The sequence below is a fragment of the Hyalangium gracile genome (assembly GCF_020103725.1).
In the GTDB taxonomy this organism is placed as follows: Bacteria; Myxococcota; Myxococcia; order Myxococcales; family Myxococcaceae; genus Hyalangium; species Hyalangium gracile.
Genome location: NZ_JAHXBG010000021.1, coordinates 57,900 through 83,877, shown reverse-complemented (window position 1 = coordinate 83,877; position 25,978 = coordinate 57,900). Strand labels below are relative to the sequence as shown.

General features: G+C 70.0%; 24 protein-coding genes. 12 read left to right on the top strand and 12 right to left on the bottom strand.

The features are described from left to right. Positions 1–177: 177 nt before the first annotated feature. Positions 178–759, top strand: coding sequence for a TIGR02265 family protein (locus tag KY572_RS33810; protein WP_224247798.1), 582 nt, complete (start codon positions 178–180; stop codon positions 757–759). Here the strand turns inward: KY572_RS33810 and KY572_RS33805 are convergent. Continuing rightward, on the bottom strand, positions 756–1,238 hold the full coding sequence (locus tag KY572_RS33805) for a peroxiredoxin (protein WP_224247797.1): 483 nt from the start codon (positions 1,236–1,238) through the stop codon (positions 756–758). The genes KY572_RS33810 and KY572_RS33805 overlap by 4 nt on opposite strands. Before the next feature lie 104 nt (positions 1,239–1,342). Between KY572_RS33805 and KY572_RS33800 the strand changes: the two genes are divergently transcribed. The 3 genes from KY572_RS33800 (at position 1,343) to KY572_RS33790 (ending at position 4,387) form a co-directional block, all read left to right on the top strand. Beyond that, on the top strand, positions 1,343–2,509 hold the full coding sequence (locus KY572_RS33800) for a YcaO-like family protein (protein WP_224247796.1): 1,167 nt from the start codon (positions 1,343–1,345) through the stop codon (positions 2,507–2,509). Next, on the top strand, positions 2,506–3,678 hold the full coding sequence (locus KY572_RS33795; RefSeq protein WP_224247795.1) for a TfuA-like protein: 1,173 nt from the start codon (positions 2,506–2,508) through the stop codon (positions 3,676–3,678). The genes KY572_RS33800 and KY572_RS33795 overlap by 4 nt, the downstream gene beginning before the upstream one ends. A gap of 190 nt (positions 3,679–3,868) precedes the next feature. Continuing rightward, positions 3,869–4,387, top strand: coding sequence for a hypothetical protein (locus tag KY572_RS33790; protein ID WP_224247794.1), 519 nt, complete (start codon positions 3,869–3,871; stop codon positions 4,385–4,387). Positions 4,388–4,394: 7 nt separating this feature from the next. Here the strand turns inward: KY572_RS33790 and KY572_RS33785 are convergent, their stop codons facing one another. From KY572_RS33785 to omp85, 4 genes are all read right to left on the bottom strand, one after another. After that, a complete protein-coding gene (locus tag KY572_RS33785) occupies positions 4,395–4,988 on the bottom strand; it encodes a Uma2 family endonuclease (RefSeq protein WP_224247793.1) in 594 nt (197 codons plus the stop codon). A 102-nt stretch (positions 4,989–5,090) separates the two neighbouring features. Beyond that, the gene (locus KY572_RS33780; protein ID WP_224247792.1) at positions 5,091–6,251 is read right to left on the bottom strand and encodes an SO2930 family diheme c-type cytochrome; all 1,161 of its coding nucleotides are present in this window, start codon (positions 6,249–6,251) and stop codon (positions 5,091–5,093) included. After that, the gene (locus KY572_RS33775; RefSeq protein ID WP_224247791.1) at positions 6,248–7,477 is read right to left on the bottom strand and encodes a parallel beta-helix domain-containing protein; all 1,230 of its coding nucleotides are present in this window, start codon (positions 7,475–7,477) and stop codon (positions 6,248–6,250) included. The genes KY572_RS33780 and KY572_RS33775 overlap by 4 nt, the downstream gene beginning before the upstream one ends. A 35-nt stretch (positions 7,478–7,512) precedes the next feature. Further along, complete coding sequence (gene omp85 / locus KY572_RS33770; protein ID WP_224247790.1) at positions 7,513–8,928, bottom strand: Omp85 family outer membrane protein; 1,416 nt, start codon at positions 8,926–8,928, stop codon at positions 7,513–7,515. A 193-nt stretch (positions 8,929–9,121) separates the two neighbouring features. On the opposite strand from omp85, the gene KY572_RS33765 reads away from it, so the two are divergent. The 4 genes from KY572_RS33765 (at position 9,122) to KY572_RS33750 (ending at position 11,947) form a co-directional block, all read left to right on the top strand. After that, positions 9,122–9,850 (top strand): endonuclease III domain-containing protein, encoded by a 729-nt coding sequence (locus tag KY572_RS33765; protein WP_224247789.1) that lies wholly within the window; start codon positions 9,122–9,124, stop codon positions 9,848–9,850. Between the two features lie 59 nt (positions 9,851–9,909). Beyond that, complete coding sequence (locus KY572_RS33760; protein WP_224247788.1) at positions 9,910–10,758, top strand: SDR family oxidoreductase; 849 nt, start codon at positions 9,910–9,912, stop codon at positions 10,756–10,758. Between the two features lie 138 nt (positions 10,759–10,896). Further along, positions 10,897–11,136, top strand: a complete 240-nt coding sequence (locus KY572_RS33755; protein WP_224247787.1) for a hypothetical protein — start codon at positions 10,897–10,899, stop codon at positions 11,134–11,136. 34 nt (positions 11,137–11,170) lie between these two features. Next, the gene (locus KY572_RS33750) at positions 11,171–11,947 is read left to right on the top strand and encodes a DNA-methyltransferase (RefSeq protein ID WP_224247786.1); all 777 of its coding nucleotides are present in this window, start codon (positions 11,171–11,173) and stop codon (positions 11,945–11,947) included. On the opposite strand, the gene KY572_RS33745 is transcribed toward KY572_RS33750, so the two are convergent. Next, positions 11,926–12,573 (bottom strand): hypothetical protein, encoded by a 648-nt coding sequence (locus KY572_RS33745; protein ID WP_224247785.1) that lies wholly within the window; start codon positions 12,571–12,573, stop codon positions 11,926–11,928. The genes KY572_RS33750 and KY572_RS33745 overlap by 22 nt on opposite strands. Before the next feature lie 67 nt (positions 12,574–12,640). Here KY572_RS33745 and KY572_RS33740 point away from each other — a divergent pair, with 67 nt between their 5' ends. The 3 genes from KY572_RS33740 (at position 12,641) to KY572_RS33730 (ending at position 16,665) form a co-directional block, all read left to right on the top strand. Then, on the top strand, positions 12,641–13,921 hold the full coding sequence (locus tag KY572_RS33740; protein WP_224247784.1) for a dicarboxylate/amino acid:cation symporter: 1,281 nt from the start codon (positions 12,641–12,643) through the stop codon (positions 13,919–13,921). Between the two features lie 262 nt (positions 13,922–14,183). Next, positions 14,184–14,678, top strand: coding sequence for an FKBP-type peptidyl-prolyl cis-trans isomerase (locus KY572_RS33735; protein ID WP_224247783.1), 495 nt, complete (start codon positions 14,184–14,186; stop codon positions 14,676–14,678). Positions 14,679–14,751: 73 nt separating this feature from the next. Then, the gene (locus KY572_RS33730) at positions 14,752–16,665 is read left to right on the top strand and encodes an OPT family oligopeptide transporter (protein WP_224247782.1); all 1,914 of its coding nucleotides are present in this window, start codon (positions 14,752–14,754) and stop codon (positions 16,663–16,665) included. A 30-nt stretch (positions 16,666–16,695) separates the two neighbouring features. Here KY572_RS33730 and KY572_RS33725 read toward each other — a convergent pair whose 3' ends face one another. The 5 genes from KY572_RS33725 to KY572_RS33705 form a co-directional block, all read right to left on the bottom strand. Next, on the bottom strand, positions 16,696–18,900 hold the full coding sequence (locus KY572_RS33725; protein ID WP_224247781.1) for a serine/threonine-protein kinase: 2,205 nt from the start codon (positions 18,898–18,900) through the stop codon (positions 16,696–16,698). 202 nt (positions 18,901–19,102) lie between these two features. Further along, the gene (locus KY572_RS33720) at positions 19,103–20,485 is read right to left on the bottom strand and encodes a cytochrome P450 (protein ID WP_224247780.1); all 1,383 of its coding nucleotides are present in this window, start codon (positions 20,483–20,485) and stop codon (positions 19,103–19,105) included. Between the two features lie 123 nt (positions 20,486–20,608). Continuing rightward, complete coding sequence (locus KY572_RS33715) at positions 20,609–22,648, bottom strand: serine/threonine-protein kinase (RefSeq protein WP_224247779.1); 2,040 nt, start codon at positions 22,646–22,648, stop codon at positions 20,609–20,611. 261 nt (positions 22,649–22,909) lie between these two features. After that, complete coding sequence (locus KY572_RS33710) at positions 22,910–23,887, bottom strand: hypothetical protein (protein ID WP_224247778.1); 978 nt, start codon at positions 23,885–23,887, stop codon at positions 22,910–22,912. A 72-nt stretch (positions 23,888–23,959) separates the two neighbouring features. Then, on the bottom strand, positions 23,960–24,400 hold the full coding sequence (locus KY572_RS33705) for a hypothetical protein (protein ID WP_224247777.1): 441 nt from the start codon (positions 24,398–24,400) through the stop codon (positions 23,960–23,962). 186 nt (positions 24,401–24,586) lie between these two features. Between KY572_RS33705 and KY572_RS33700 the strand changes: the two genes are divergently transcribed. Further along, positions 24,587–25,270: a hypothetical protein gene (locus KY572_RS33700; protein ID WP_224247776.1), complete on the top strand. Its 684-nt coding sequence runs from the start codon at positions 24,587–24,589 to the stop codon at positions 25,268–25,270. A 39-nt stretch (positions 25,271–25,309) separates the two neighbouring features. Here the strand turns inward: KY572_RS33700 and KY572_RS33695 are convergent, their stop codons facing one another. Further along, complete coding sequence (locus KY572_RS33695) at positions 25,310–25,978, bottom strand: retron system putative HNH endonuclease (RefSeq protein ID WP_224247775.1); 669 nt, start codon at positions 25,976–25,978, stop codon at positions 25,310–25,312.

Here is a 25,978-nt window from a genome sequence, read left to right as displayed (position 1 = left end):
TGACTTGAACACGCGGAGGGCCAGAAGGTTACACCCCTGCCCGGAAGTCCCTGTTTTGACGCGGAGTGAGGGAGCAGGCGACACCCCGGCAGGGTCCCTCCTACATCCGGTTGCCGCACTGCATCCGTCACTGACAGAATGTCGCACCCCCTGCCTCTTCCGGGGCGCCCTCTCCATATGTCGACGGACTCTCTCCACAGCTGCCGCATCAAGGGCACGGTGCTCATTTCCCGGCTGAACATGGTGCGCCAGCACGGGGGACAGGCCCGGGTGGAGGAGGTGCTCAAGCGCCTGTCGCCCGCGGACCAGGCGCTGCTGCGGAAGATGATCCTTCCCATCAACTGGTACCCGCTGGAGCTCAACCTGCGCCTGGACGCGGCCATCGCGGACGTGCTGTCGCCCGAGGACCGGATGCGGGCCTTCATGGACATGGGCCGGGCCTCCGCGGACGAGAACCTCAAGGGCGCGCAGCACGTCTTCGTCCGGCCGGGCGAGCCGCACTTCCTGCTGAGCCAGGCGCCGCAGATCTACCGCTTCTATTACGCCTTGGGCTCGCGCACCTATGAGAAGACGGGGCCGAAGTCGGCCACCCTGCGCACCTTCGGCGCGGAGAACGTCACCGAGACGGACTGCCTCACCATCGTTGGCTGGCACCAGCGCGCCATCGAGCTGTCCGGCGGCAGGGCCGTGAAGGTGACCCACCCCAGGTGCGTGGCCCGTGGCGCGCCGCACTGCGAGTATCTCTGCCAGTGGGACTAGGCGTGTGAGCCTTCCGACGGGGCAGAGGGGAGCGGGTGTGCCTGGAGGTACTTCAGCACGTCATCCAGGTGGCGGTAGACGCGGACCTCATGGCGGATGATGGACTCCACCCGGCCGGCGGGGTCGATGATGAAGGTGACGCGCCGGTCCACCTTGAGCACGGGCCAGAGCACGTCATAGGCGGTGCTGATGCTGCGCTGCTCGTCGCCGAGCAGGGAGAAGTGGATGTTCTCCTGCTGGGCGAAGGCGCACTGGGTGCTCACCGAGTCCACGGACACGCCGACCAGCTGGGCGCCCAGCGCCTCGATGCGGGCCTGGTTGTCGCGGAAGGCCCGGATCTCGATGGTGCAGCCGATGGTGAAGGCCCTGGGGAAGAAGAAGAGCACCACCCGCCGTCCGCGCAGCGCGGCCAGGGAGAAGGGATGCCCCTGGCAATCGGTGGCGGTGAACTCCGGCGCTGGATCTCCGACCTGGATCATCCGGGGCTTCCCTCTACGTCCCACACCCCTACCACGGTCTGTCCGCGCCTGACGAATACGATGGGTGGATTGCGGGCCCCGTTTTCGAGTTAAGGTTGTCCGCCGTGCTTCCTACCAACCAAGTCCTTGTCTCACAGGTGTTCCAGGCGCGACTGGCCCAGGCCATGGGCGTCACCCGGGTAGCGCGGGTGACGGGGCTGGACCGGACGGGCGTGGAGGTGGCGTGCGCCGTGCGTCCGGGAGGCCATGTGCTCCAGGTCTGCAATGGCAAGGGGCTCTCCTTCGAGGGCGCGGCCCTGGGGGCGCTCTTCGAGACCGCGGAGCTGTGGGCCGCGGAGCATGTGTCCCCCGGCCGGCTGGTGTGGGGCTCGCGCTCCGAGTTGGACGGGCGCAACGCGGGGGCCTGGAGCGCCGAGGCGCTGGGCTCGGCCGGGAGGATGGTGGACCCACGGCTGTGGGGGGACTCGGTGCGGTGTGCCTGGCGGCAGGCCACGGAGCTGCACACGGGGCGGTCGGTGTGGGTGCCGGCCCAGGGGGTGCACTGTCCTCCCGCGGGCTCGGTGGCGCTGGGGCCGGTGTGCGTGGCGTGGACGAGCAACGGCTCGGGAGCGCACCCGGACGCGCGGCGTGCGCTGCTGCACGCGCTGCTGGAGGCCACGGAGCGGGACCAGCTCGCGCGCGCGCTGCCGGGCGGGTGGACGGAGGAGGCGGTGCGGCGGCGGATGCTGGGGCCGGTGGTGCTGGGGCGGGGGGCGCCTCGGGCGGCGGAGCTGGCCCGCGCGCTGCGGGAGCGGGGTTTCGGCGTGTACCTCTTCGATGCGACGCCCACGTCGCGGACGCCCGGCGCGGTGGGGCTGCCCGTGGCGGCGGCGGTGCTGGTGGACCAGGAGGAGGGGCCGGTGCCGCTGACGGCGGGGTATGCGTGCGCGCTCGGGAGGGATGAGGCGCTGCTGCGCGCCCTGCTGGAGGCGGCCCAGTCGCGGCTCACGGACATCCACGGCGCGCGGGAGGATGTGTCGGCGGTGGATCGCGAGGCGGCGCGCGGCTTTGCTCGCGTCTGCGCCTCGGTGCGCTCCAAGCGCCGGGCCGAGGACATGCCGGACTTCTCGGCGGACAGCGGCTCGCCGGTCCGAGGGGTGCGGCGCGTGCTGAACCAGCTTCGGCGCGCGGGCTTCACGCAGGTGGCCGCCGTCACGCTCGATGCACCGATGCCCGGACTGCACGTGCGGCGGGTGGTGGTGCCGGGCATGCGCATCTCGGAGCTCCTATGAAACGCCGTCCCGAGGATCTCGTCGTCTTCCTGGGCCCCTCGCTGCCCGCGGACGAGGCGCGCAAGCTGGCGCCCTGTCGTGTCCTGCCTCCGGCCCGTCAGGGGGATGTGTGGCGGGCACTGTCGCTGCGGCCCCGAGCCATCGCGCTGGTGGATGGCGTCTTCGAGGCGCAGCCCTCGGTGTGGCACCACGAGCTGCTGGCCGCGATGGAGGCGGGCGTGGCGATCTTCGGTGGGGCGAGCATGGGGGCGCTGCGCGCGGCGGAGCTGTCGGCCCATGGCATGGTGGGCGTGGGGCGCATCTTCGAGGGGTATCGGGATGGGGAGCTGGTGGATGACTCGGAGGTGGCGCTGCTGCACGCCGATGCGGAGCACGGCTACCGGCCGCTCACCGTGCCGCTGGTGAATGTCCGGCACGTGGTGGCCCAGGCGCGAGCGGCGCGGGTGCTCAACCAGCGGCAGGCGCGGGCGGTGGTGATGGCGGCCGAGGGCCTCTTCTACCAGGACCGCACCTGGCGCCGGATCCTGGAGTCGGTGCGGCCCACCTGGCCGGCGGCCACGCGGGGGGACTGGGAGGGTTGGTTCTCGAGGGGCGTGGAGGATCTCAAGCGGCAGGACGCCATCGCCTGCATCCGTGCGGCGGCGGCGTTCGCGTCGTCCCCGTTGCCGGTGCAGCTGCCGCGAGGCGCGTCCCGGCCTCCGCCCTCCTCGCTGGTGCGGCGGCGGAGGCTGGCGGATGACGTGTCCGTGCTGGACGGCAGGGCGGTGCCCTCCGCGCAGGTGGTGGCGGCGCTGCAGCGGGCGCCAGACAGCGTGGAACTGGCCGAGGCGGGGCTGCGGCGGGCGCTGCTGGCGGGGTGGGCTCGTTCGCTGGGGCTGGTGCCGACGGCGGAGGAGGTGAAGGCGGCGGAGGCGGAGTGGTGGCGGCACCATCGCGTGAAGCCCTCGGAGCGGCAGGCGTTCCTGGGCGCGTGTGGGCTGGACGGGCCGGGCTTGCGGCGGTTGTGCGAGGAGCGCGCGCTGGAGCGGCTCGTGCTGTCCCATGCGCAGCGGCTGTTGCCGGACGGTCCCTCCTGGGAGGAGGCGCTCGCCTCCGAGGCGCGCCTCCAGGGCCGCTGGGTGGAGGTGGTGCGAGGTGCCCGCCGCGCCGGGCGTACCCGGGCCCGCTGAGGAGGCGGGCGGGATCCATCGCTGGACACTCCGGGAGGGGAGGGCTGATGGCTGCATGGCAGTCCTCCCTGGAGACCGTTCATTCCTGGATGACCGGTGAGGCCTGAGTCGGCTTGTGGGTGGCGTGCGGGAGCAGGCACCCCAACTTCCCGGGCACGCCCAAGCCGGCATGTGCCGGTGAAGCGCAGCCATGTCTCTGAAGAAATTTTCGGCCTTCCTGCTCCTGGTGCTCGGGGGATGTACTGGAGCGGAGTTCACCGAGCCGCCCATGCCGCCGCCCTCACGCTACGAGGGGGCGGATGAGGACGAGGCGCGGCGTGAGCCCGCCGAGGCCGAGGTCGCGCGGGGAGACAGGCCTCCGGTCGCGACGCTGCACTCACCGCAGGAGGGGGCGCGCTATCAGCCTGGGAGCGCCATCACGTTCGAGGCGCGCGGCATGGACCCGGAGGATGGCGGGCTGCCGGCGAGCGCCTTCACATGGAAGGTGGACTTCCACGATGGAGGCCGGGTGTATCCCTTCGTGCCGCCCATCAGCGGGATGGCACGTGGGACGTTCACGGTGCCAGCGATGGACGAGGCCGAGGGCCCCAGGTGGTACCGCATCCACCTGCAGGTGAAGGACTCGCGCGGGAACACCTACGCGCTGTTCCGGGACGTGCATGCCCGGGAGCTGAAGTCCGGCGAGCTCACCCCTGTGCACGTCCGCTGACGGAGCTTCAGCGCTCCGAGTCAGGTGACGGGGGAGGAGCCTCTTCCAGCCACAGGGCGCCGAGCTCCAGCTCCACCGCATCAAAAGGCTCGGCACGCACCTTGTCATCGCCCACGAACGCGGCGACCAGCACCCAGCGCTCGTGCTCCTGGCGGAAGACTTCGAGCGTCCGATGGATGGGATCGATCACCCAGGCATGCTCCACGGACGCGCGCGCGTAGCGAGGCAGCTTGCGAACGAGGTCGAGCTTCGCCGTGGAAGGTGAGAGGACCTCGCAGATCCAGTTGGGAGCCAGCTCGATGAAGGGCGCATCCGGAATGCGAGGCATTCGCTCGACCTTCCAGCCGGCAAGATCGGGCACGAGCACGTCATTGCCAAAGTGCAGCTCAGGCTCATCGAGGATCCACCAGCCCCCGGGTCCTCCACGTCCCCGCTGGAACGGCCCGCCCAGGTCCATTCCCAGGACTGAAGAGACCTTGGCATGTCGGGAGGCAGGTCTCGGTGAGGTATACAGCTCGCCGTCGATGATCTCTCCCACGAGGTTCTCGGGAAGTGCGCAGAGATCTTCGTACGTCGCGGGTTTCCGAGCGGGTACTCTCATGGCTCTCCCTCTTCCTTCCTCAACAGTGTAGCCACCTCGAGCCTCCCCGGACAGCAAGGGAGACAGACGGTTGCTCGGTAGCCCCCACCGCCTTCGGGGAACCTAGCCGCCACCCAGCGCCTGCCGTCCCTCGCCCTCGCAGGAACCCTGCATCTGTTGGACCCACTCCCGGATGAGCGCCACGCCCTCGTCGTGGATGAGCGAGCGCCCCAGCTCCGGCATCATCACGCCCGGATCCAGCGAGTCCATCCGATACACGAGGATCGATCGCTCGGGCTTGCCTGGGACGATGTCGAACGGGAGGTCCTTCCCCGCGCCTCGTCCCGCGGCCACCGGCGCCTTGCACCGGCCGAGCGTGTGCGGCTCCTTCTCCTGCGCGGACAGGTACAACGCCGAGCTCGCCGCGGGCCCACGCCGGTCATGGCAGTGCGCGCAGTTCGCGTCGAGGTACGCCCGGGCGCGCTCCTCCACGCTCCCCGTGCTCGGATTGTTCCAGACAGCGTTCCGAGGCGCCGCCCGAGGCTCCGGCGCTCCCTTGAGGTACCCCACACGCGCCAGCCGCGTGAGCTGGTTCTCGGAGCCCTCGTCATAGGCATAGTCCCGGTTGAGGTGCCGCGCCTGGAGCCCGATCGGCGTCATGGCCTTGTTGCGCTCGTGGCAGCCCTGGCACTGGTTCACGTTGGGGACCATGTAGTGGACGGGCAGCTTCTTCCCCGAGGCGTGCGTCACCTCCACCGTACGGCTGGCGCCCACCACCTCCAGCGTGGCGTCCGTGCCGTCCTCGTTCCACACGTACGGCAGCGAGATCCACCCCTGCTTCGCGTGCACGAGGATTCGAGTCTCGAGCGGCCGGAAGCGCTTGTCCCCGTTGCCCGCCGTCCGCCGCGCCCCAGTTGCCGCCGGGACCTTCCCATCGCTCGGGTACATGAACGTCTTGGAGATGATCGTCCCCACCGGGAAGTCGAACACCTCGGCGTCCCGATAGGTGGCCGACTGCCCCGGTGGCAACCAGATCGTCCGGTACTTCTCCGCGTAGTCGGTGAAGAGCGGCGTGTTCAGATCGTACGGGACGACGCCCGCATTGGGCTCGAGCGTCCAGCCCGTGCCCCGGAAGAGCCCCCACGCCGACAGCTTCTCCGGATACGGATCCTCCACGAAGGTCTGGACCTCACTCCGCCCTTTGCTGCAGCCCCCCGCTCCCAGGGCCAGCACGAGCAGCAGGCCCCCCAGCTTCCAGCGTCTCGAGTGCCCGTTCCGCCTCACTGCGCCACTCCCGACAGCTTCACCGGCTCGGGGCTGGGGTGCGCGCAGTCATGGGGCTTCAGGTCCCTGTTCATGTTCGCGAAGTCGTGCTCCAGGTCGGCGTTGACGAAGTCCGCGTCCCCGTTGTTCCGGATGCAGAGTCGCAGCGCGTCCGGCAGCGTGCCCTGCGGGCTCAGCTTCTTGTCGTCCACGATGCCGTCATAGAGGATGTCCGGGAAGGGCTTGCCGAGCTTCAGCGCGAGCAGCTTGATCGCCAGCCCGCTCGGCGACTGGCCACCCCCCGAGAACGTGTTGTCGTGGATGTATATGGATTCGGGGTAGGGATCGTAGTTCTTGTCCTTGATGGGCTTGCGAGACACGAAGTAGCTGACGATGAACATGTTCGCCGTCTTGTTGTCCCGGATCCGGTTGTTGAAGACCTCGACCTGATCGTTGGCCATGATCATCATCCCCGTGCCGGCAGGCACCGTGGCGACGATGTTCCCCTCGGGCGCGAAGTTGTCCGTGTCGTTGCCGTAGATGTCGTTGTTGAACACGCGCGTGGACTTGCCGCCCTGGACCGGCAGATCCGGCAGATCGAACACCAGGATGCCGCCCGTGTTCTCCGTCGTCGTGTTCTCGTAGATGTCGGCGTACTTCGTGTTCTCGCTCTCGATGCCCGCCACGTTCCGCATCGCCTTGTTGCGGCGGATGACGACGTACTCGGACTGCCCCACGTAGATGCCCGCGTCCGACGCCCCGATGGCCACCGAGTCCTCGATCAGCACGTTCTTGCACTGCACCGGATAGATGCCGTACGCGCCATTCGTGGCCTTGGGGCCGCCCGTCCACTCGGTCCGCACGCGCCGGATGGCCAGCCCGTTCGCCCCGTTGACCTTGATGGCGTCCCCCTTCGTGTCCTCGACGGCGAAGTCCTCCAGGGTGAGGTTGTTGCCCTTGAGGAGCAGGCCCTCCGCGCCCTGCGTCTGGCCCTTGAAGGACAGGACCGTCTTGTCCATGCCCTTGCCCCGGATCGTGATGCCATCCACCGTGGAGGACAGGCTCCGGTCCAGCTGGAAGCGGCCCTCGGGCAATTCGATGACCGCGCCCGGCTTCGCGCGGATCAGCGCCTCCTGGGTCTTCTTGTAGAAGTCCGCGTCCGCGCGGACGGGCTCTTCCTTCTTGCAGCCGGTGACGGCCACCCAGGCAGCCAGGGTGGCGACGAGCAGGGACGCATTCCGTGACATGAGAGTCCTCATCGATCTTCCGAGGAGCAGAGCGCTCAGAAGATGTGGCCGATGTCCAGATAGAAGCCCGTGGTGGGCTCGGTGATGCCGACGCCGTAGTCCAGGCGGATGACGAACTCGCGGTTCCAGGAGATGCGCAGCCCGCCGCCCGTGGACGTCTTCAGGCCGCCTCCCTCCTGGAAGTCCAGGTTGCTCCAGACGCGCCCTCCGTCCAGGAAGCCGGCCAGGGTGAAGTCGAACTGCTGCCCCCACGGCTCCACCGAGAGCGCCATCCAGCGCAGCTCCGCGTTGAGCAGCAGCTTGGCCGGGCCCTGGTAGCGCCGCAGGAGGATGCCGCGCGCGGAGTACACGCCACCCAGGCCGTCCCTGTTCTCGAACCCGCCGTACACCGGCAGCAGGGAGATGGGCACGTCGCCGCCCATCACGTCGAACAGGCCGCGCCACGCCATCACCAGCCGCGAGTACCCGGGGATGACGGGGTGGAAGAACCGGGAGTGCAGCGTGGCTCCCCAGTAGTTGAACTGGCTGCCAATCGCCCCCGCGCCGCCGCGCACGGACAGCTCGTGGAACATGCCCAGCGTGGGGGCGGCCTCGATGTCTCGCGTGTCGTACTGGAGCCCGACCATCAGCTCGGAGGTGCGCTGCGAGAGCGGATCGCCGAGGCTGCCTTCATCGCTCTGGAGCACTCCCGTGGACGTGTCCTCGAGGAGCTTCGAGTCTCCGCTCTGGCCCAGATCGTCGGGCGAGTAGCGCATGCGGATGCGGTCCATGCGCAGGCGGTAGCCCAGGAAGAGCCGCCAGGTGTCGGAGAGCTGGCGCCGCGCGTTGAGGCGGATTCGCGGCAGGCTCTGGTGGTCGTACGTGTAGTAGCGCAGGCCGCGGAAGTCGGGGTTGCCCGGGCAGACGTCTGGATTGCCCTCCAGGGCGTCGCGATCGTCACACCTCGAGAACTCCTTCACGAAGGACGCGGTGTTCCCCAGGCCGTAGTAGGGCGCGAACAGGGTTCGCGCGTATGCCAGCTCCAGGCCCATGCGCCACTGCGAGTCGAGGAAGCGCGGCGCGTCGACGGTGATGAGGTGCGCGGCCACCTGCCGCGTCGTCTGGAAGAGCTGCAGCAGGACCGAGTAGCGGAAGGGCTCGTACGTGCCATCCGCCCGGTCGACGAGCATCAGGATCGCGCCGTAGCCGAACCCCTCGTCCGTGTTGAAGTTGAGCGCGGGCACGCCCTGGATGTCCCAGCCCTTGCGGCGGGCCGGCGCGCTCGGCGCGTCCGTGGGCGGTGGGGCCACGACGGCGGAGCTCTCCTCCAATGGGCCCGGCGGGCTCACGGGCGCTTCGGCGGCGCCCTGGGCCCGGACGGTGGCCGGGAGCAGGGCGAGGCTCGCCAGCAGGCAGAGGACGACGCCGCTCCGGAGAGGGCGCGACAGGGTGCGGAGGGGATTCCAGCTCATGGGCACTCGTGCGCTCAGGTCAGGCGAGACGGTATGCCGGGGCGGGCCATGGCGTCCATTGGGGGGAGCCGTCGCTCAGTGAACGCCATGCGTCATGTCCCCTCATCCGGCCCGGAGGAGCGCCCGCGCCCGAAGTAACCTGCCAGGTCCCATCGAACCCTCACAACCCGTGAGGCAGGAGGTGTCCCTGGCCATGGAGATCCCCGAGCTACCCGCGTCGCTGCCGCCCCGCGAGAAGGCGCTGCGCGTGCACGAGCGCCTATGCGCCGTCTATGGCTGTCCCATCCCGTTCTTCCACGACCTGGATCCGCTGAGCGAGCTCATCTCCGCGCTGCTGTCGCACCGCACGCGCAACGCGGACTCGGGGCGGGCGTTCCGGCAGCTCCGGGCGCGCTTTCCCACCTGGGAGGCGGTCCGGGACGCGCCCCTCCTGGAGGTGCAGGAGGCCGTGGCCTCCGTCACCTGGCCCGAGCAGAAGGCGCCACGCCTCCAGGCGGTCCTCCGGGAGATCTCCGCTCGTCGGGGTGGGGACATGGCGCTCGACTTCCTGGGCGAGCTGGAGGTGCCCCAGGCGCGTGCATGGCTGGAGTCGCTGCCGGGCGTGGGGCCCAAGACGAGCGCCGCGGTGCTCCTGTTCAGCCGCCTGAGGAGGCCGGCCCTGCCGGTGGACAGCCACCACTACCGCGTGGCGGTGCGGCTGGGCCTCATCTCGGCCCGTGTCCCCGTGGGGCGCTCCCATGCCCTGCTCTCCGCGCTGTTGCCTCCGGGCTGGGACGCGCAGCAGGTCTATGATCACCACGAGGCGCTCATGCTCCATGGCCAGCGCTGCTGCTTCCACCTGGCGCCCGCCTGCGTCCGCTGCCCCGTGTTGGACCTGTGCCCCTGGGGGCAGCAACGGGTGGCTCGTGGGAAGCCGGGCTGACGGCCACCAGGGCTCGTGGCATGGTGCGTGGGCTGTTTCGTTCACGAAAGGCAGGCGGCATGATTCTCGTCACGGGTGGCACGGGCACGATCGGCTCTTCGACGGTGAAGGCGCTTCAGGCCAAGGGCGCGCGCTTCAAGGTGGGGGCCCGCTCGCCAGACAAGCTCAAGGGGCAGGGCGTCGAGACGGTCCTGTTCGACTGGGACAAGCCGGAGACGTTCGGCCCCGCGCTGCAGGGCGTGGAGAAGGTCTTCCTGCTGACGCCCGTTTCGGACAAGCAGACGCAGTACACGCAGGCGCTCGTGGATGCGGCGAAGAAGGCGGGCGTGAAGCACATCGTGAAGCTGTCGGTGATGGGCGCGGATGCCGAGCCGGGCATCTCGCTGGGGCGGCTGCACCGGTCGAGCGAGAAGGCCATCAAGGACAGCGGCATCGCGTGGACCATGCTGCGGCCCACCTACTTCATGGAGAACTTCTTCAACTTCTACGGCGCGGATCCGAAGAAGGACAGCACCGTCTACACCACCCACGGCAACGGCAAGGCGGTCTGGGTGGATGGGCGTGACGTGGGGGAGGTGGCCGCGGCGGTGCTGACCGGCAAGGGGCACGAGGGCAAGGCGTACGAGTTGACCGGCCCCGAGGCCCTGGACTCCGCCGAGGCGCTGACCATCCTGGGCGAGGCGCTCGGCCGCAAGTACACCCATGTGCCGGTGCCGGAAGAGGCGGGGCGCAAGGCCATGAAGGACCAGCACATGCCCGACTGGATCGTGGATGGTCTGTCGGAGCTGGCGGCCCTGATTCGAAACGGCTGGGCGGCTACGCCGGCCACCGGGGTGAAGGACGTGCTCGGCCGGCCGCCGCGCACCTTCAAGGAGTACGCGAAGGACTACGCCGCCGGAAAGATCTGATCCGAGTGCAGCGCGTGACCTGATGGCTCGGGTTTGGGTTGCACCCGAGCTCCGAGGCCGTTACCGCCTTTGAGCATTCACAGGGGGAGGCGGTGCACCGCGCCTCGGAACCGGGCTCCATCCCGGGTCAGGTGGGACATGAGCCGGATCTTCCAGGACGATGTAGGGCAGTGTGACTTCATTGATGTGCTCGAGGAGGCGGTCCTGCGGCGGCGTCCCGTGGCCGTACAGCTCCGCGAGGGTGAGACCTTCATCGATCAGATGATGGACGTGGTCACCGAGGCGGGGACCGAGTTCGCGGTCTTCCGCTCGCACGTCCGGGTGCCTGTCAGTGAGATTGAGGCGGTCTCCCGCTCCGAGCTGCGCGCGATGTCTTGAGCCCCACGCCACCGGGTGTAGGGTGCGCGGTCGGATGAGCATCGATCTTCCCACCGAGGCCCTGCGCTGCCACCGCGCCGATGCGCGCGAGGAGGACGGGTACCGTGCGGCGCTCGGGGAGTCCCGCGCCGGCCTGCTCCTCACGGATCCGCCGTACTGTCTGCTGACCCGGCGCAGGAAGGGCGGGGACGAGCGGGATCCGCGCGCCCACAAGAAGATCGATCGCAACCCCATCGTCCGCTTCGAGACCGTGCGGGACTACCGCGTCTTCACGGAGGCGTGGATGACGCGCGCGGTGGGCTGGCTCACGCCGGAGGCGCCGCTGGTCATCTGGACGAACCTGCTGGGCAAGGAGCCCATCACGACGGTGGCCCGGGGGCTCGGCTACACGCACCTGAGGGGCGAGTACGTCTGGGGCAAGCGCACCACCGAGAAGAACGCGAACGAGCAGCTGCTGCGCGTCTATGAGGTCGCCCTGGTGTTCGCGCGGACGCCGGCGCCGGTGCCGGGCCTGGGAGAGCCGCCGACGGTCTGGGCGGTGGTGAGCGGCTACGACGATGACGGAGAGGCGGGGCGCTGGGGCAACCACCCGCACCACAAGCCGTTCTCCGTGCTGGAGCCGCTGGTGCGGACCTATACCCGGCCTGGGGATACGATCCTGGATCCCTTTGCGGGGAGCGGCTCCACGCCCGCGGCGGCGCTGAGGCTGGGGCGCAGGCCGGCGTGCATGGAGATCGAGCCCGAGTGGGCCGAGCGCGTCACGCACCGCCTGCACGAGACGGCGAAGGCTCAGCCTCCCAGCGCGCGGTAGAGCTTCGTCTCCGCCCACGTGGGCGTGTCCGTGGGACGCCGCGTCCACCAGTTCAGCGCGATGGTGCGGCGCTGCCGCGTGCGGCCCGGGAGCCTGCCATCCGGGATCTGGTTGTTCGCGTCCAGCACTCCGTGGGTGAGCGTGCCGTCGAAGACGACGAAGCGGTTGGGGCGGGGCGCCACCAGCGTCAGGTCGTCCAGCTTTCGGGGCGCCAGGGAGGGGTTGGCCGGGTCCGGCAGCTCGCGCGTGATGGCCAGGGCCCCGCCGCGCACGCGGTTGAGGAAGAGCACCGAGGACAGGCGCGGGTGCACCAGCTTCCCGGTGCGCAGCGCCAGCTTCTCGTCCCGGTCCTGGTGGAAGTCCACGCGCACGTCCGTGGCGTACATGCGGCTCAGCCACCACTCCACGCCGACGATGCGCGGGTGCTTCACCACGCGGGGCCGCAGCGTGAGGATGACCTCCTCCACCACGTTGGTGGGCTCGCTGAAGTCGTACCAGAAGGTCGTCTGGTAGGTGGTGCGCAGGCGCTCGGTGCCCAGCGCTCCCACGCGCCGCAGCAGGCGGCGGAAGAGCGGGGCGGGCAGGACTCCGTCGCTGAGCTCGATCTGTTGGAAGTACGGTTCCACGAGGCCTCGCAGCTTCCGCTGAATGGAAGGTATGCGCCACCTCCATTCATCGCTAGGCTGCGCCGCGATGAAGGCACACCAGAAGATGCTCGTGGGCATTATCGCTGGCACCGTGGCGGGGCTCGTGGCCCACTCGCTCGCCGGTGACGCGGCCTGGCTCTCCTGGGTGGTGACGAACATCACCGAGCCCCTGGGCAAGGTCTTCATCCGCCTGCTGATCATGATGGTGATGCCGCTGCTCTTCTCCGCCCTGGTGATTGGCGTGTGCGAGCTGGACCTGCGGCAGATCGGCCGGCTCGGGCTGAAGACCCTCGCCTACACCGTGGCCTTCTCCACCATCGCCGTCGTCCTGGGGCTGGTGCTGGTCAACATGCTCCAGCCCGGCGTGGGCTTCAGCGAGGAGGCGCGCGCCTCCGCCGCGAAGAACACCTCCACCGTCAAGGCGGCCCCCAGGCCCGGCAGCACCGCGCCCGCCGGGATCCTCGTCGGCATGGTGCCGGACAACCCGCTGCGCGCCGCCGCGGAAGGAGATATCATCGGCGTCATCATCTTCGCCCTCATCTTCGGCGCCGGCCTGGCGCTGACCCGTACGCCGGGGGCTCTGCGCCTGCGCGAGATGCTGCAGGGGCTCTATGACGTGATGATGCGGCTCATCGACGGAGTGCTGCGCCTGGCGCCTTTCGGCGTGGCGGCGCTCCTCTTCTCCGTCATGGCGCAGCTCGGTGTTCAGGTGCTGGGCTCCATCCTCGCCTACGTGGCCGTGGTGGTGCTGGCGCTCGGGCTGCACATGTTCGGGGTGTACTCGCTCTCGGTGCGCTTCCTCGGCGGGCGCAACCCCCTCACGTTCTTCCGTGACATCCGCCTGGCCATGGCCACCGCCTTCTCCACGGCCTCCTCCAACGCCACGCTGCCCACCGCCCTCAAGGTCGCCGAGGAGAACCTCCGGCTCCCGCGCCACGTGTCGCGCTTCGTCCTCACCGCTGGCGCGGCCATGAACCAGAACGGCACCGCGCTCTTCGAGGGCGTCACCGTGCTCTTCCTCGCCCAGGTGTACGCGGTGCCCCTGAGCCTCGCGGATCAGGCCCAGATCATGTTCATCTGCGTGCTGGCGGGCATCGGCACCGCGGGCGTCCCCGCCGGCTCCCTGCCCGTTGTGCTGATGATCCTCGGCATCTTCAAGATTCCCACCGAGGGCATCGGGCTCATCCTCGGCGTGGACCGCTTCCTCGACATGTGCCGCACCACGCTCAACGTCTCGGGCGATCTCGCCGCGGCCCTCTACGTCGCCCGGGGAGAGCCCTCCGAGGGCCAGTCCCCAGGGGAACCTGTCGAGTCGTCCTCCGGGTGACGGCTCCCTCCCGCACGCTGCGACAGGGCTTGCCCGGCGCGATATACCTCCTCCCAGCCCTGCTCTCGAAGAGCGGGGCCTTCACTCCGAGTCCCATATCCCGAGTGCCTTCCATAGCCTCCCTGCTCCCAGGTGGACCGACCCGCCGGGCAGGGGCTCGCTCCCCAGGTGGGGGTACGTCAGGGCAGTGCAGGTGTGGGAACTCGCTCGCAATCTTCCGGAAGGAAGTCCCAACTCGTAGTCGCACCCAAGGAGCGGCCTCATGAAAGTCGGCAAGGATCGAATCATCTCGTTGGAGTACCAGCTGCACCTCGGGGACGGTCAGGTCGTCGACCAGAGCGAGCCCGGCCAGCCGCTCTCGTACCTGCACGGGCGTGGGCAGATCGTCCCGGGGCTCGAGGGGGCCCTGGAGGGCATGGGCGTGGGCGATGCCAAGAAGGTGGTGGTGCCCCCCGGGCAGGGCTACGGCGAGCATGACTCCCGAGGGCTCCAGGAGGTGCCGCGCACCATGTTCCCCGCCAACGCCGAGCTGAAGCCGGGCATGCGCCTGGCCGCGCAGACGGACGGGGGCGAGGTCATCCCCATCGGCATCCACGAGGTGAAGGGGGACACGGTCATCGTCGACCTGAACCACCCCCTGGCGGGCAAGACGCTGCACTTCGACGTGACCGTACGCGGGGTGCGGGATGCCACCGCCGAGGAGCTCACCCACGGCCACGCCCACGGCCCGGACGGCCACGGCCACCACCACGAGTGACGAGGGGGGGCGCACGCCCTCCGCGCGGGGCGCTCGGCGATTCGGGGCCGGTGCATTATGGTTGCTGCCCCCAATGAGCCACCCCGCACCGAACGAGAAGCCCTCGCACGTTCCCGTTGAGGCCCCTCCGGGGGCCGCGTCCGCCGCGGCGCAGGACCCCGAGCGCTACTGGCTGGAGAACGTGTACCAGGGAGGCGTGCGCCAGCTCACGCCGCGCGCCGTCATCGCCGGCATGCTCATCGGCATGGTGATGTGCCTCTCCAACCTGTACGTCATCCTCAAGACGGGTTGGAGCATGGGCGTCACCCTCACCGCCTGCATCCTGGCCTTCTCCGTCTTCAGCCTGCTGCGCCAGGTGGGCGTGTTCCGCAACGACTTCTCCCCGCTGGAGAACAACGCCATGGGCTCGGTGGCGTCCGCGGCGGGCTACATGACGGGCGGCGGCAACATGCACGCGGTGCCCGCGCTGCTGATGCTGACGGGCACGCTGCCCGGCACCGGCTGGCTGGTGCTGTGGCTCACGGTGGTCGCCATCCTGGGCGTGGTGGCCGCCATCCCCATCAAGCGCCAGCTCGTCAACATCGAGGCGCTGCCGTTCCCCACGGGCACCGCCACCGCGGAGACGATCCAGGCCCTGCACGGCCATGGCGAGGTGGCCCGCCAGAAGTCGCGGCTGCTCGGCGGGGCGGGCCTGATCGGCGCCGTCATCGCGGTGCTGCGCGAGTCCAAGAGCGCCTGGCTCGATACCCATGCCCCCGCGCTGCTGCGCCTGCCCCTCATCCCGGCCAAGGTGAGCCTGCCGTTCATCACCATCCGCGGCCGCCCCGCCGGGGACTGGGGGCTGTCCCTCGACTTGAGCCTGCTGCTGGTGGGCGCCGGGGCGCTGATGAGCTGGAAGACCGGCTGGTCCATGCTCCTGGGCGCGGTGCTCACCTACGGCTTCCTCGCCCCGGCCATGTTCGACCAGGGCGTCATCACCGCCGTCACCTTCAAGGCCATCAACACGTGGACGCTGTGGACGGGCGCGGCCCTGCTCGTGTCCTCGGGACTGCTGTCCTTCGCGTTCCAGTGGCGCAGCGTGGCGCGCTCCTTCAAGGCGCTGTCGGGGCTGTTCGGGAAGAAGAAGGAGGACGCCGCCGCCGATCCGCTGGCGGACATCGAGTGCCCGCCCGCGTGGTTCCCCCTGGGCTTCGCCATCATGGGCCCCATCGCCGTGGCGCTCATGGCGTACCTCTTCCAGATCCCCGTGTGGGCGGGCGTGCTCGCGCTGCCGCTGGCGGTCATCATGGGCGTCATCGCCGCGCGCGTCACCGGCGAGACGGACACCACGCCCACCAAGGCGCTGGGGCCCGTCACCCAGCTCATCTACGGCGGCCTGGCGCCGGGCAACATCGCGGCCAACGTGATGAGCGCCAACGCCACCGGCGGCGTGGGCCTGCACTCGGCGGACCTGCTGACGGACCTCAAGTCCGGGTGGCTGCTGGGCGCCAACCCGCGGCAGCAGTTCATCGGCCAGCTCTTCGGCGTGGTGGCCGGCGCCATCGTCGTGGTGCCCGCCTTCCACCTGCTCGTGCCGGACGCCAGCGTGCTGGGCACCGACCAGTTCCCCGCGCCGGGCGCCCTGGTGTGGGCCGGCGTCTCCCAGATGCTCTCGGTGGGCATCGAGGCGCTGCACCCGAGCGCTCGCATCGGGGCGGTGTGCGGCGCCACGCTGGGCATCGTCCTGGTGCTGCTGGAGCGGTGGGCGCCGAAGAAGGCCAAGCCCTTCATTCCCTCCGCCGCGGGCTTCGGGCTGGCCATCGTCATCCCCGGCTCCAGCTCGATCAGCTTCTTCATCGGCGCGGCCATCGCGGAGTACCTGCGCCGCCGCAAGCCGAAGCTGGCCGAGGCGACGGTGTTCCCCGTGGGCTCCGGCCTCATCGCCGGCGAGAGCCTGATGGGCATCGCCCTCATCATGCTCAAGGCCTTCGGCTTCATGCCGAAGTAGGCCTGTCCGTCCCGGCGGCCTGGCCCGGGCCTACCTCGTGGAGGGAGGCTCGGGGATGCTCGCGAACCTGCCGGAGGGAGTCTTCAGCCGAGCGGGAGCCGGCGTGGCACCCGAGCCCTGGCGCGGGTCTCGGCGCTTGAGGCTCCAGTAGCGCTGCTGGAGGGGCAGGTTGAGCGGGTCGGCGCTCAGCGCCTTCTCGTACTCCGTCAGCGCCGGATCGATCTTCCCCTGGGCCTCCCAGGAGGCGGCGCTCGTGGCGTGCATCCTTCCCCGCATCTCCGCGCCGGGGTGGGCCTGCAGGTAGCGGGCGCGCAGGGTCTCGATCTCCGTGGCCGTCAGCCCGCTGGAGATGCACCGGGCCACGCCCGGGTAGTTGCCGTGCCGGGCATCGTGCTCGATGCGCTGCCGGGGCTGACCGAGCAGGTCCGCCGCCCGCTCCACGCGCGAGCGCACCTCGGCGAGATCCCTCATCTGGCGGGCCGACAGCGGCCGGGCGGCAATCGCCTCCACGGAGCGTTGGATGTCGCGCACGTGGTTGCGCACGTCGTCGAAGGTGGCGTCCTGCGGCAGCGACAGCAGCGCGTAGGGATCGCTGCTCATGTGGTGGAGCAGCGCGCCCAGCAGCGCCTCCGCCCGCGGATCGTCCGGCAGCGTCTTCGCGGGCTTCAGGGGTGCCGGCGTGTGTCCGTGGGCCAGCCGGTCCAGGGCGTCCCGGAGCTCGGCGGACAGGTTGACGAACTGGATGGCGAAGCCCGCGCGCATTCCCCAGGAGGCGGCCTCGGCGGGGAGGACATGGCGCACCACTTCGCCCGTGCAGGGCAGCAGCCTGTCGTTCAGCTCCAGCATGAGCGACACGCGCGAGCGCAGCGCGGGGAGGGCTCCATCACTGCACAGGAAGGCGCCCGCACGCGTCAGCGCGGTGCAGGCCATGCGCTGGGACTCGGCCCCCGGCGGGAACCCCACCCAGGCAATCACATCCGCCACGCGGGGGGCCGCGGACGGGGAGGAGGGCGCCATGGGCGGAGTCAGCGGGGCCACCGGCGCGGCCGTCGCGGGGGCTCGGAGCACGGGCGTGGCCAGCGGCGTGGCTGGGGCGGTGGGGAGCGCCATCGGGGTGGCACGGGCCACGGGGGCCGGCGTCATCCGGGCGGCGAGCTCGGCCATCGGCGTCACCTGCACCCGGGGCATCGCCATCGGCGTATGCCGGGGGGACTCGAGGCTGGGCGGATGCGCCCTCACCACCGTGGCCGCGATGGGCATGGCCGACGGCGCCATGGCTCGCTCCAGCGCGGCGCGCAGCTCGCTCGCGGTCTGGAACCGGTCCTCCGGCCGCTTGGCGATGGCGCGCATGACGACGTCCGAGAGGGCGGCCGGCACCTCGGGCCGCACCCCGTGCGGGGACATCGGCACCTGCCTCAGGTGGGCCTGCAGCTGCTCGCCCAGCCCCTCTCCGCTGAAGGGCCGCCGGCCCGTGAGCATCACGTAGGCGATGAGCCCCAGCGCGTACAGGTCCGTGCGTCCATCCACCGGCTGGCCCGTCCACTGCTCGGGGGCCATGTACTCGGGAGTGCCCAGCAGCGTCCCCACCGAAGTCTGGGCCTGGCCCACGTTGCGGTCGAGCAGCTTGGCGACGCCGAAGTCCAGCACCTTCACGAAGTGGGGCGTGCGGTCGCGCCGCACCAGGAAGATGTTCTCCGGCTTCAAGTCGCGGTGGATGACGCCGTGCGCGTGAGCCGCCTGCAGCGCATCGCAGACCTGGGTGAGGATCGGCACGGCCACCGCTGGCGGCACCGGGCGACGCAGGAGCGAGGCCAGCGACTGGCCCTCGAGGTACTCCATGACGAGGTAGTGCCTCCGAGGCGGCAGCACGCTCATGTCGAAGATGTTGACGATGTTCTCGTGGCCGATGAGGTTGACGGCGCGGGCTTCGGCCAGGAAGCGCTGGACGAGGGCCTCGTTGGTGGCGAAGTGCTCGTGGAGGAACTTCACCGCCACCTTGCTGCCGATGACGGTGTGCTCGGCCAGGTAGACGTTGCCCATGCCGCCGCCGCCCAGCTTGCGCACCAGGCGGAAGCTGCCCACCACCGCGCCCAGCAGCGGATCCTTCTCCTCGGGGCGCGCGCGCAATTGCGTGGGGGCGGACTCCGGACGAGCGGCCACCCCGGGCGCGGTCTCACCCGACGCCTCCTCGGGCTTCAGGGTCTGCTCGGGAGCGTTCGTGCCTTGCTGACGCATAAGGATCTGCCTTCCTCGAACCACGTCTCGGGCGCCTGGGTGCGGAGCCCGTCGCCATCGTTTGCAAGGTGCGTGCACAGCCCTTCCTCTGGGATGCGTCTATGCGAGCGCCTGGGCCGCGCAGGCTTTTCGCGTCCGCTTCGGAAGCAGGGCGCGGGCCCGCACAGCTTTCAGGTGGGATAAAGACCTTCCTCGTCGGAGATCAGCGCGGAGCCAGGTGCACCCAGACGCCATCCCGGGCGCGCAGGGTGGTGGCGAACTGCGGCTGCGCCAGCTTCCCGGGAATCGCCGTGACGCGGTAGCGCTGCGCGATGCGCGCCAGGATGAACTGCCCCTCCATCAGGGCGAACTCCTTGCCGATGCACTGCCGCTGGCCGCCGCCGAAGGCCAGCCACGCCAGCTTGGGGCGCCCCTCGGAGCGCTCGGGGGAGAAGCGGTCGGGATCGAAGCGCTCGGGAGACTCCCAGATGTCCGGGCGGCGGTGGATGAGGTGCGAGAGGACGCCCACCAGCGTCCCCGCGGGGATGCGGTAGCCGTCGAGCTCGTCATCCTCCAGCGGTGTCCGGGGCAGCCAGTACACCGGCGAGTACAGCCGGAGCGTCTCCTGCAATATGCAGCGCGTATAGGAGAGCCGCCGCAGATCCTCGAACCGCGGCGCGCGCGTGCCCAGCACGCTGTCCACCTCCGCCTGGAGCCGCCGGGCGACCTCCGGCTGCTGCGTCAGCGCATGGAGCGCCCACGCCAGGCCCGTCGTCGTGGTCTCGAAGCCCGCGACGAAGAGCGCGATGGCCTCGTCCCGGATCTGCTTCGTCGTCATCCGCTCGCCCGTCTCCGCATCGACGGCCTGCCCCATCAGGGAGAGCAGGGTGTCGCCCAGCTCGGCGTCGTGCTCGCCCCGCTCGATCATCCGGAAGATGACCGAGTCCATGGCCTCGATGGCGGCGCGGTAGCGCGCGTGTCCTGGGATTGGCACCCACGGTGGCAGCAACCGGCTCACCATCCCCTTCAGCATGAAGTGGATGATGTAGACCATGGCCTGCTCGGCCTGCTCGGCCTCGGCCTGCGACAGCCCGCCGCCGAACATGGTGCGCACCAGCAGGTGCATCGTCATGTGGGTGAAGGCCTGGGCGGCGTTGAAGGGCTCACCCGTCCGAGCGGCCTCGTCCCAGCGCTCGGCCAGGCTCTCGTCCAGGGTCTCCACCAGCCGCTCGGCCAGGGTGACGAGCCGCTGGTGGTGGAAGGCGGGCTGGAGCAGCCGGCGCTGCCTACGCCAGTACTCACCGTCGCTCACGGGCAGCCCGTTGCCCATGAAGGTCCGCACCGAGTCCCAGAAGGGCCCGCCCTTGATGTAGTTGGGCCCGTTGTCCACCAGCACGTGCTGGGCGTGGCGCGGGTGGCACAGCGCCACGGCCTCGGCGGGCCCCAGGCGCAGCCGGAAGATGTCGCCGTGTCGCTGGCGTGCCTGCTCGAGGAAGTCGAGCCTGCGCCGCAGCAGCCGCGGGAGGTTTCCCACCAGGGGCAGGCCCGGAACGGCGGGCGGAAGGTGCAGGCGAGGAAGCGGGGACATGGCCGCGGTGTCGCGCATGGGATGAGTTCTCCAGGAGCAGGCACGAGGGCGAGGACGGCAGGACAGTCCTAGCAGTGGCCTCCCTGAAGACAGAACCCGTGCTGGCGCTCCGAGTGCTCCCGACAACGTTGCCTCGCCGCGCTACGAGCGGCCAGGTCGGCGGCGCAGTCCCGGGATGTCCTGGCCCTTGGAATCCGGGGCCGGCGTGGGTTTCCCGCGCTGCTTCAGACTCCAGTACCGCTGTTGGAGCGACAGGTTGAGCGGATCGGCGGTGAGCGCCTTCTCGTACTCCGCCAGGGCCAGGTCGACGCGGCTCTGGCCCTCCCAGGCGGACGCGGTGGTGGAGTGGATGCGCTCGCGGGCCTCGGCTCCGGGGTGGGCCAGCAGGAAGCGGGCGCGCAGGGACTCGATCTCGCTGGCCGTCAGGCCGCTGGAGATGCACCGGGCCACTCCGGCGAAGTTGGCGCGCCAGGCGTCGTGCTCGATGCGCTGGCGGGCATGGCCGAGCAGGTCCGCGGCCTTCTCCACGCGCGAGCGCATGTCGGACAGCTCCTTCGACTGCCGGGCCGACAGCGGCCGGGTGGCGATGTTCTCCAGGGCGCTCAGGGCGGCGCGAGCGTGCTGCCGCACGTCATCGAAGGTGGCGTCCAGCGGCAGCGACAGCAGCACGTACGGATCGCTGCTCATGCGCCGCTGCAGCATGGCCAGCAGCGCCTCCGCCTGCGGATCATCCGTGGTGGCCTTGGGCGGCGCGGGGGCGGGGCTCTGCCCCTGGGCCAGCCGCACCAGGGCGTCCCGGGCCTCGGTGGAGAGATCGACGAACTGGATGGCGAAGCCCGCGCGCATGGCCCAGGCGGAGGCCTGCTCGGGGGTGACGTGGCGGACCACCTCGCCCATGCAGGTGAGGGGCCTGTCTCGCGGCTCGAAGGTGATGGACACGCGCGAGCGCAGCGGGGGCATGACGCCCTCGGTGCAGAGGAAGGCGCCCGCGCGGCTCAGGTCGGTGCAGTTCAGGCGGACCGCGTCCGTGCCCGGCGCGAGCACCACCCGCACGGCGATGTCGCCCGGCGGGGGAGACATGGAGCGGCGGGGCGGGGCGGGCGCGGTGGGCGGGATGCCCATGGCCGTGTCCGCGGGGAGCGGGGGCGGGGGCGCGCTCGCGGCGGGTGGGGGCGCGATGAGCTTCGGCGTCGGCACGGACTCGGGGGCCGTGAGGGCCTGCTCCAGGGCCGCGCGCATCTCGCTGGCGCTCCGGAAGCGATCCTCCGGGCGCTTGGCCATGGCGCGCATGACGACCTGCGAGAGGGCCACCGGCACCTGGCGGTTCACCTCGTGGGGGGCGGCGGGCATCTCCTGCAGGTGGGCATGCAGCAGGCTGCCCAGCCCGCCCTTGCCGAAGGGAGTGCGCCCGGTGAGCAGCTCGTAGGCGATGATGCCCAGGGCGTACAGGTCCGTGCGCCCGTCCACGCCCTTGCCCGCCCACTGCTCGGGGGCCATGTACTCGGGGGTGCCGATGATGGTGCCCAGCGACGTCTGTCCCGGGCTCACCCCGTCCAGCAGCTTGGCGATGCCGAAGTCCAGCACCTTCACGAAGTGGGGCGTGCGGTCGTGCCGCACCAGGAAGATGTTCTCCGGCTTCAAGTCGCGGTGGACCACGCCGTTGACGTGCGCGGCCTGCAGCGCGTCACACACCTGGCTGAGGATCGGCACGACGACCGAGGGCTGCTGCGCGCTCCCCGTCATCGCGGACAGGGGGCTGCCCTCGAGGTACTCCATGACGAGGTAGTGCCGCCGGGGCGGCAGCACGTTCATGTCGAAGATGTTGATGATGTTCTCATGGCCGATGAGGTTGACGGCGCGGGCTTCGGCCAGGAAGCGCTGGACGAGGGCTTCGTTGGAAGCGAAGTGCTCGTGGAGGAACTTCACCGCCACCTTGCTGCCGATGAGGGTGTGCTCGCCCAGGTAGACGTTGCCCATGCCGCCGCCGCCCAGCTTGCGCACCAGGCGGAAGCTGCCCACCACCAGGCCAATCAGCGGATCCTTCACCTCGGGCGCTGGCGCCTTGGCCACCTGCTCCGGCGTGTTCTCCGGGGGCGCCCACCACTGCTCGCCGTTCTGGCTGTCCGGGCGCAGGTTGGTGGGGGACAGCTCACCCGGTGGGTTGGGCGCGGGCCTCCCCATCGCGGAGGAGGGCTCCGGCCGCTCGGGTTCTCCCGAGGACTCCTGCTCAGGGAATTTGACTTTGTCCTGAGACATAGAGGACCAACGGGGTACCGCCACCCTACCGCGCGCCGCGATTCTTATCGTGTTTCACGAAAAGGTGAAGTTCGACTCAAGTATTTCGCGGGAGCGGAATTTCACTCTGGGGGCAGAGCATCCGTGTCAGCGAACTCGACGCGTCAGCGGGGCGTTCCGACGTGTCAGAAGTGACACGGTGAGGGCTCAGCCCTCGAGCCGGACGCTTCCCGGCAGCTGGCGCAGCAGGTTGAGCAGGCGAAGCGTGGAGTGCAGGTTTCCCTGGATCTCCCATGGGTCAATCTTGTCCCCACCGTTGGTGAACTGGGGCGAGAGGACGAAGGTGCGCACCCGGGCGCCGGTGACGAGGCCGTGGAAGCGCGCGTCCCTCAGCAGCCCTCGGCTGAGGCGGAGCTGCGGCGAGGGCTGGAAGAAGTCCAGATCCAGGGAGACCCAGTCCGCCTCGGTGGCGCCGGGCTGCTCGAGGACCTGGCGCCAGTGGAGCTGGTCGGGGTCCAGGAAGCCAGGCACGCGCACGGACACGCCCACGTCCCGGCCGCTCATCCAGGCGGCGCGCTGGGCGGCGGCGGTGGTGAAGAAGACGTCTTGTTCGCGGAGGACGGCGGAGGCGCTGCCTGGACGCTTGAGGCCCTCGATGAGCGCCCACCAGGTGGCGGCCTGCTGCGGGCGGCGGGCCTCCAGGTAGCTGTCCTTGCACCAGTCCGAGTGCCGGTCCGCGTGGAAGAGGGCGCGCGGCAGCTCGCCCGTGGTGCGGTAGTGGTAGAGCGCCACGTCGAGCATGTGGTGGTCGCGCAGCACGTAGTCGGTGGGGCCGGACGGGCGGCGCAGCACCAGGACGGTGCCTCGCAGCGCCTGCTCGATGTCGTCCATCGTCAGCGCGTCACGCCAGGTGAGCTCCTCGAAGGTGTGCTGCTGGCTCTCGTAGGGCTTCTCACCCGTCTCGGGGATGGCGTCCTCGGGGCCGCTCCAGCGGTCGATCCGCTTCTCGAAGCGGTCCGCCTCTCCGTCCGCGAGCGCCAGGCGAGCCACCTCCCGGATGTCGCTGCGGGTGCCGGCGCTCGGGATGGCCGGAATGAACCCCTCCGTTCCGGCGGAGGCCGCGCGGAGCTGGAACGCGTAGGCGTCGTCGGTGGGGCGCTTCCAGTCGGAGTAGCGGATGAGCACGCGCGGGTCTCTCGGGGGATCGAGTGTAGCGAACAGCCAGGGGGCCCCGAAAATGCCACTTCCGGGTGAGCGTCACTTCCCCTTGGTCAGCTCGGTGGCGAGGAACATTCCGGCCTCGGCGAGCCCTGCGGCCATCATCTTGCGGCCCTGCTCGGTCTCCATGACGCGCCGGGCGGCGTCCCCGGCGGTGCCGATCTCCAGGTCCAACATCATCATGAAGGCGCTCCAGGCGGGGTTGGTCTCCATGGCGCGGCCGTAGCGCAGGGGGCGCTCCTCGAGCGTGTTGAACACCTTGTCGAGCAGCCGCAGCTCGTCCAGGCGCTTCACGCGGCCCTTCATGGCCTCCCACGTGGCGGCCAGCAGGTCCTCCCAGATGCGGCCGGCGAGGGCGCGCGTCAGGCGCTGCGAGGCCTCCTGCTCGTCGATGTTGTGGGCCTTCGCGTAGGTGGGGACGAGCCGGTTCACCACCACCGGGCGGGTGGCGAGGTGTCCCAGCCGGGGCGGGTATCTCATGCGCGGGGCTCCATTCTATCGCGGGAGGGTGACAGCCCTTCGGGAACCGGGCTCCCCCGGCGGGCATGAGAGGCCATCTCCCAGGTCGTGGGCAACCCCTTCGGCGGCGGTCCTGTCGCCCCGAGGAATGTCAGACCCGCTCGGTAGTCTCTCTTCATTCCCGCAACGGCAAGGAAGGGTCGATCGATGGCTGAAATCCGTGAGAATCCGTGCGTCTCGGTCAACAAGCTGGGGCAGTACCTCACCGCGACGCCCGCGCTGCGCAAGCGCATCATCCACGCCCAGAAGAACCCGCCGGACCCCCAGTACCTGCGCTACCCCGAGGCCGCCCAGGCCATCGTCGAGTTCCTCTGCGGCGGCCGCGACGAGGTCATCCTGCGCTACCACCAGCGGCGGATGCTCAACGCCACGCCGGAGACGGACTTCGACGCGCACCGGCTGGCGCTGTGCGCCGAGGCGCTCCAGCGCTTCCTGGCCTCGGCCGACGAGCTGGCGCTGACGAACGCCGTGGCGAGCCCCGCGGACGCGGAGCTGCCGCCGATGGCGCTGTCGGGAGTGACGATCAACGTGCGCCCGGAGCTCATCCTGCGCAGCGTGGACCGTCACGGGCAGATGCACTCGGGGCTGCTGAAGCTCTATTTCTCCAAGCACACGCCGCTGACCGAGCAGTCGGGGCAGTACATCGCCACGGTGCTCCACATGTACGCTGAGCAGCACCTGCAGCAGCGCGGGCCGGTGGACCACCGGCTGGTGCGCGTGTTCGACGTGTTCGCGGGCAAGGTGTACGTGGCGCCCAAGGCGCAGCAGCGCCGGCTGGGCAACCTGGAGCTCGCGTGCGCGGAGATCGCCGCGTGCTGGGACGTGAACTGACGATCGGCTCTTGAGCTTGTGAGGAGCGGCTTTCGCCGCTCACGCGCGATGGGCCTTTGGAAGAAGGCCCATGCGCTTCTTGAGCCAGTAGATGAGTACCTGGCAATAGGGTTGTAGCTGCCCTCTCGCGTTGGGCTGCTGGAGTTCCGCCAGCGCTCGTTCCAGAGAAGCGTCAGTCCAGGTGAGCTGGGGAAACTTTCGGCGCATGGCCTCGAGGAAACCGGCGAGAGCGGCTTTGCGGTTGTTCCTCAGGAGCGCGTAGTTCAGGTTCAGGGTCTGGTTGAGGTCGTCGTTCACGGCAGGAGTGCCAGACTCGATGGAGCCGTCCGCGAGGAACCGGACGAGCTGCTCGCAGCGCTCATCGCTCGGGTTCACCGTCAACGGGATGTCGCCTTTCCGCGTGTCACAGTGTTGGGCTCGCAGGGGCTGACCTTCGTTGCCCCTGCAGGCGCCAAGAAGGTTCTTCCAGTCGAGCTGTCGATGCCGGGTAGCGGGATCTCCCTGCGGCGCCCAGTGCTCGATCTTCATTCCATGGAGATCCGGCGTGATGCGCTGCATGCAGTAGCAGCAGAGGAAGCCCTGCTCCCGCGCGAGCTGTGCACGGATGTCGTCCTTGGCTTCTTGAGGGAGGCCATCGTAGGAGGCCCCCTCCGTCTGCCGATACGCCAGGAGGCTTTGCGGCTCTGGCCCCTTGCGGATGTGCCGCAC

Excerpts from the sequence above, each read along its gene's own strand:
- KY572_RS33735 (WP_224247783.1), top strand. The coding sequence starts at position 14,184 with ATGAAAGTCGGCAAGGATCGAATCATCTCGTTGGAGTACCAGCTGCAC.
- KY572_RS33805 (WP_224247797.1), bottom strand. The coding sequence starts at position 1,238 with ATGATCCAGGTCGGAGATCCAGCGCCGGAGTTCACCGCCACCGATTGC.
- KY572_RS33720 (WP_224247780.1), bottom strand. The coding sequence starts at position 20,485 with ATGCGCGACACCGCGGCCATGTCCCCGCTTCCTCGCCTGCACCTTCCG.
- KY572_RS33725 (WP_224247781.1), bottom strand. The coding sequence starts at position 18,900 with ATGCGTCAGCAAGGCACGAACGCTCCCGAGCAGACCCTGAAGCCCGAG.
- KY572_RS33715 (WP_224247779.1), bottom strand. The coding sequence starts at position 22,648 with ATGGGGAGGCCCGCGCCCAACCCACCGGGTGAGCTGTCCCCCACCAAC.
- KY572_RS33755 (WP_224247787.1), top strand. The coding sequence starts at position 10,897 with ATGAGCCGGATCTTCCAGGACGATGTAGGGCAGTGTGACTTCATTGAT.
- KY572_RS33700 (WP_224247776.1), top strand. The coding sequence starts at position 24,587 with ATGGCTGAAATCCGTGAGAATCCGTGCGTCTCGGTCAACAAGCTGGGG.
- KY572_RS33765 (WP_224247789.1), top strand. The coding sequence starts at position 9,122 with ATGGAGATCCCCGAGCTACCCGCGTCGCTGCCGCCCCGCGAGAAGGCG.
- KY572_RS33740 (WP_224247784.1), top strand. The coding sequence starts at position 12,641 with ATGAAGGCACACCAGAAGATGCTCGTGGGCATTATCGCTGGCACCGTG.
- KY572_RS33810 (WP_224247798.1), top strand. The coding sequence starts at position 178 with ATGTCGACGGACTCTCTCCACAGCTGCCGCATCAAGGGCACGGTGCTC.
- KY572_RS33760 (WP_224247788.1), top strand. The coding sequence starts at position 9,910 with ATGATTCTCGTCACGGGTGGCACGGGCACGATCGGCTCTTCGACGGTG.
- KY572_RS33775 (WP_224247791.1), bottom strand. The coding sequence starts at position 7,477 with ATGTCACGGAATGCGTCCCTGCTCGTCGCCACCCTGGCTGCCTGGGTG.
- KY572_RS33705 (WP_224247777.1), bottom strand. The coding sequence starts at position 24,400 with ATGAGATACCCGCCCCGGCTGGGACACCTCGCCACCCGCCCGGTGGTG.
- KY572_RS33795 (WP_224247795.1), top strand. The coding sequence starts at position 2,506 with ATGAAACGCCGTCCCGAGGATCTCGTCGTCTTCCTGGGCCCCTCGCTG.
- omp85 (WP_224247790.1), bottom strand. The coding sequence starts at position 8,928 with ATGAGCTGGAATCCCCTCCGCACCCTGTCGCGCCCTCTCCGGAGCGGC.
- KY572_RS33785 (WP_224247793.1), bottom strand. The coding sequence starts at position 4,988 with ATGAGAGTACCCGCTCGGAAACCCGCGACGTACGAAGATCTCTGCGCA.
- KY572_RS33790 (WP_224247794.1), top strand. The coding sequence starts at position 3,869 with ATGTCTCTGAAGAAATTTTCGGCCTTCCTGCTCCTGGTGCTCGGGGGA.
- KY572_RS33750 (WP_224247786.1), top strand. The coding sequence starts at position 11,171 with ATGAGCATCGATCTTCCCACCGAGGCCCTGCGCTGCCACCGCGCCGAT.
- KY572_RS33730 (WP_224247782.1), top strand. The coding sequence starts at position 14,752 with ATGAGCCACCCCGCACCGAACGAGAAGCCCTCGCACGTTCCCGTTGAG.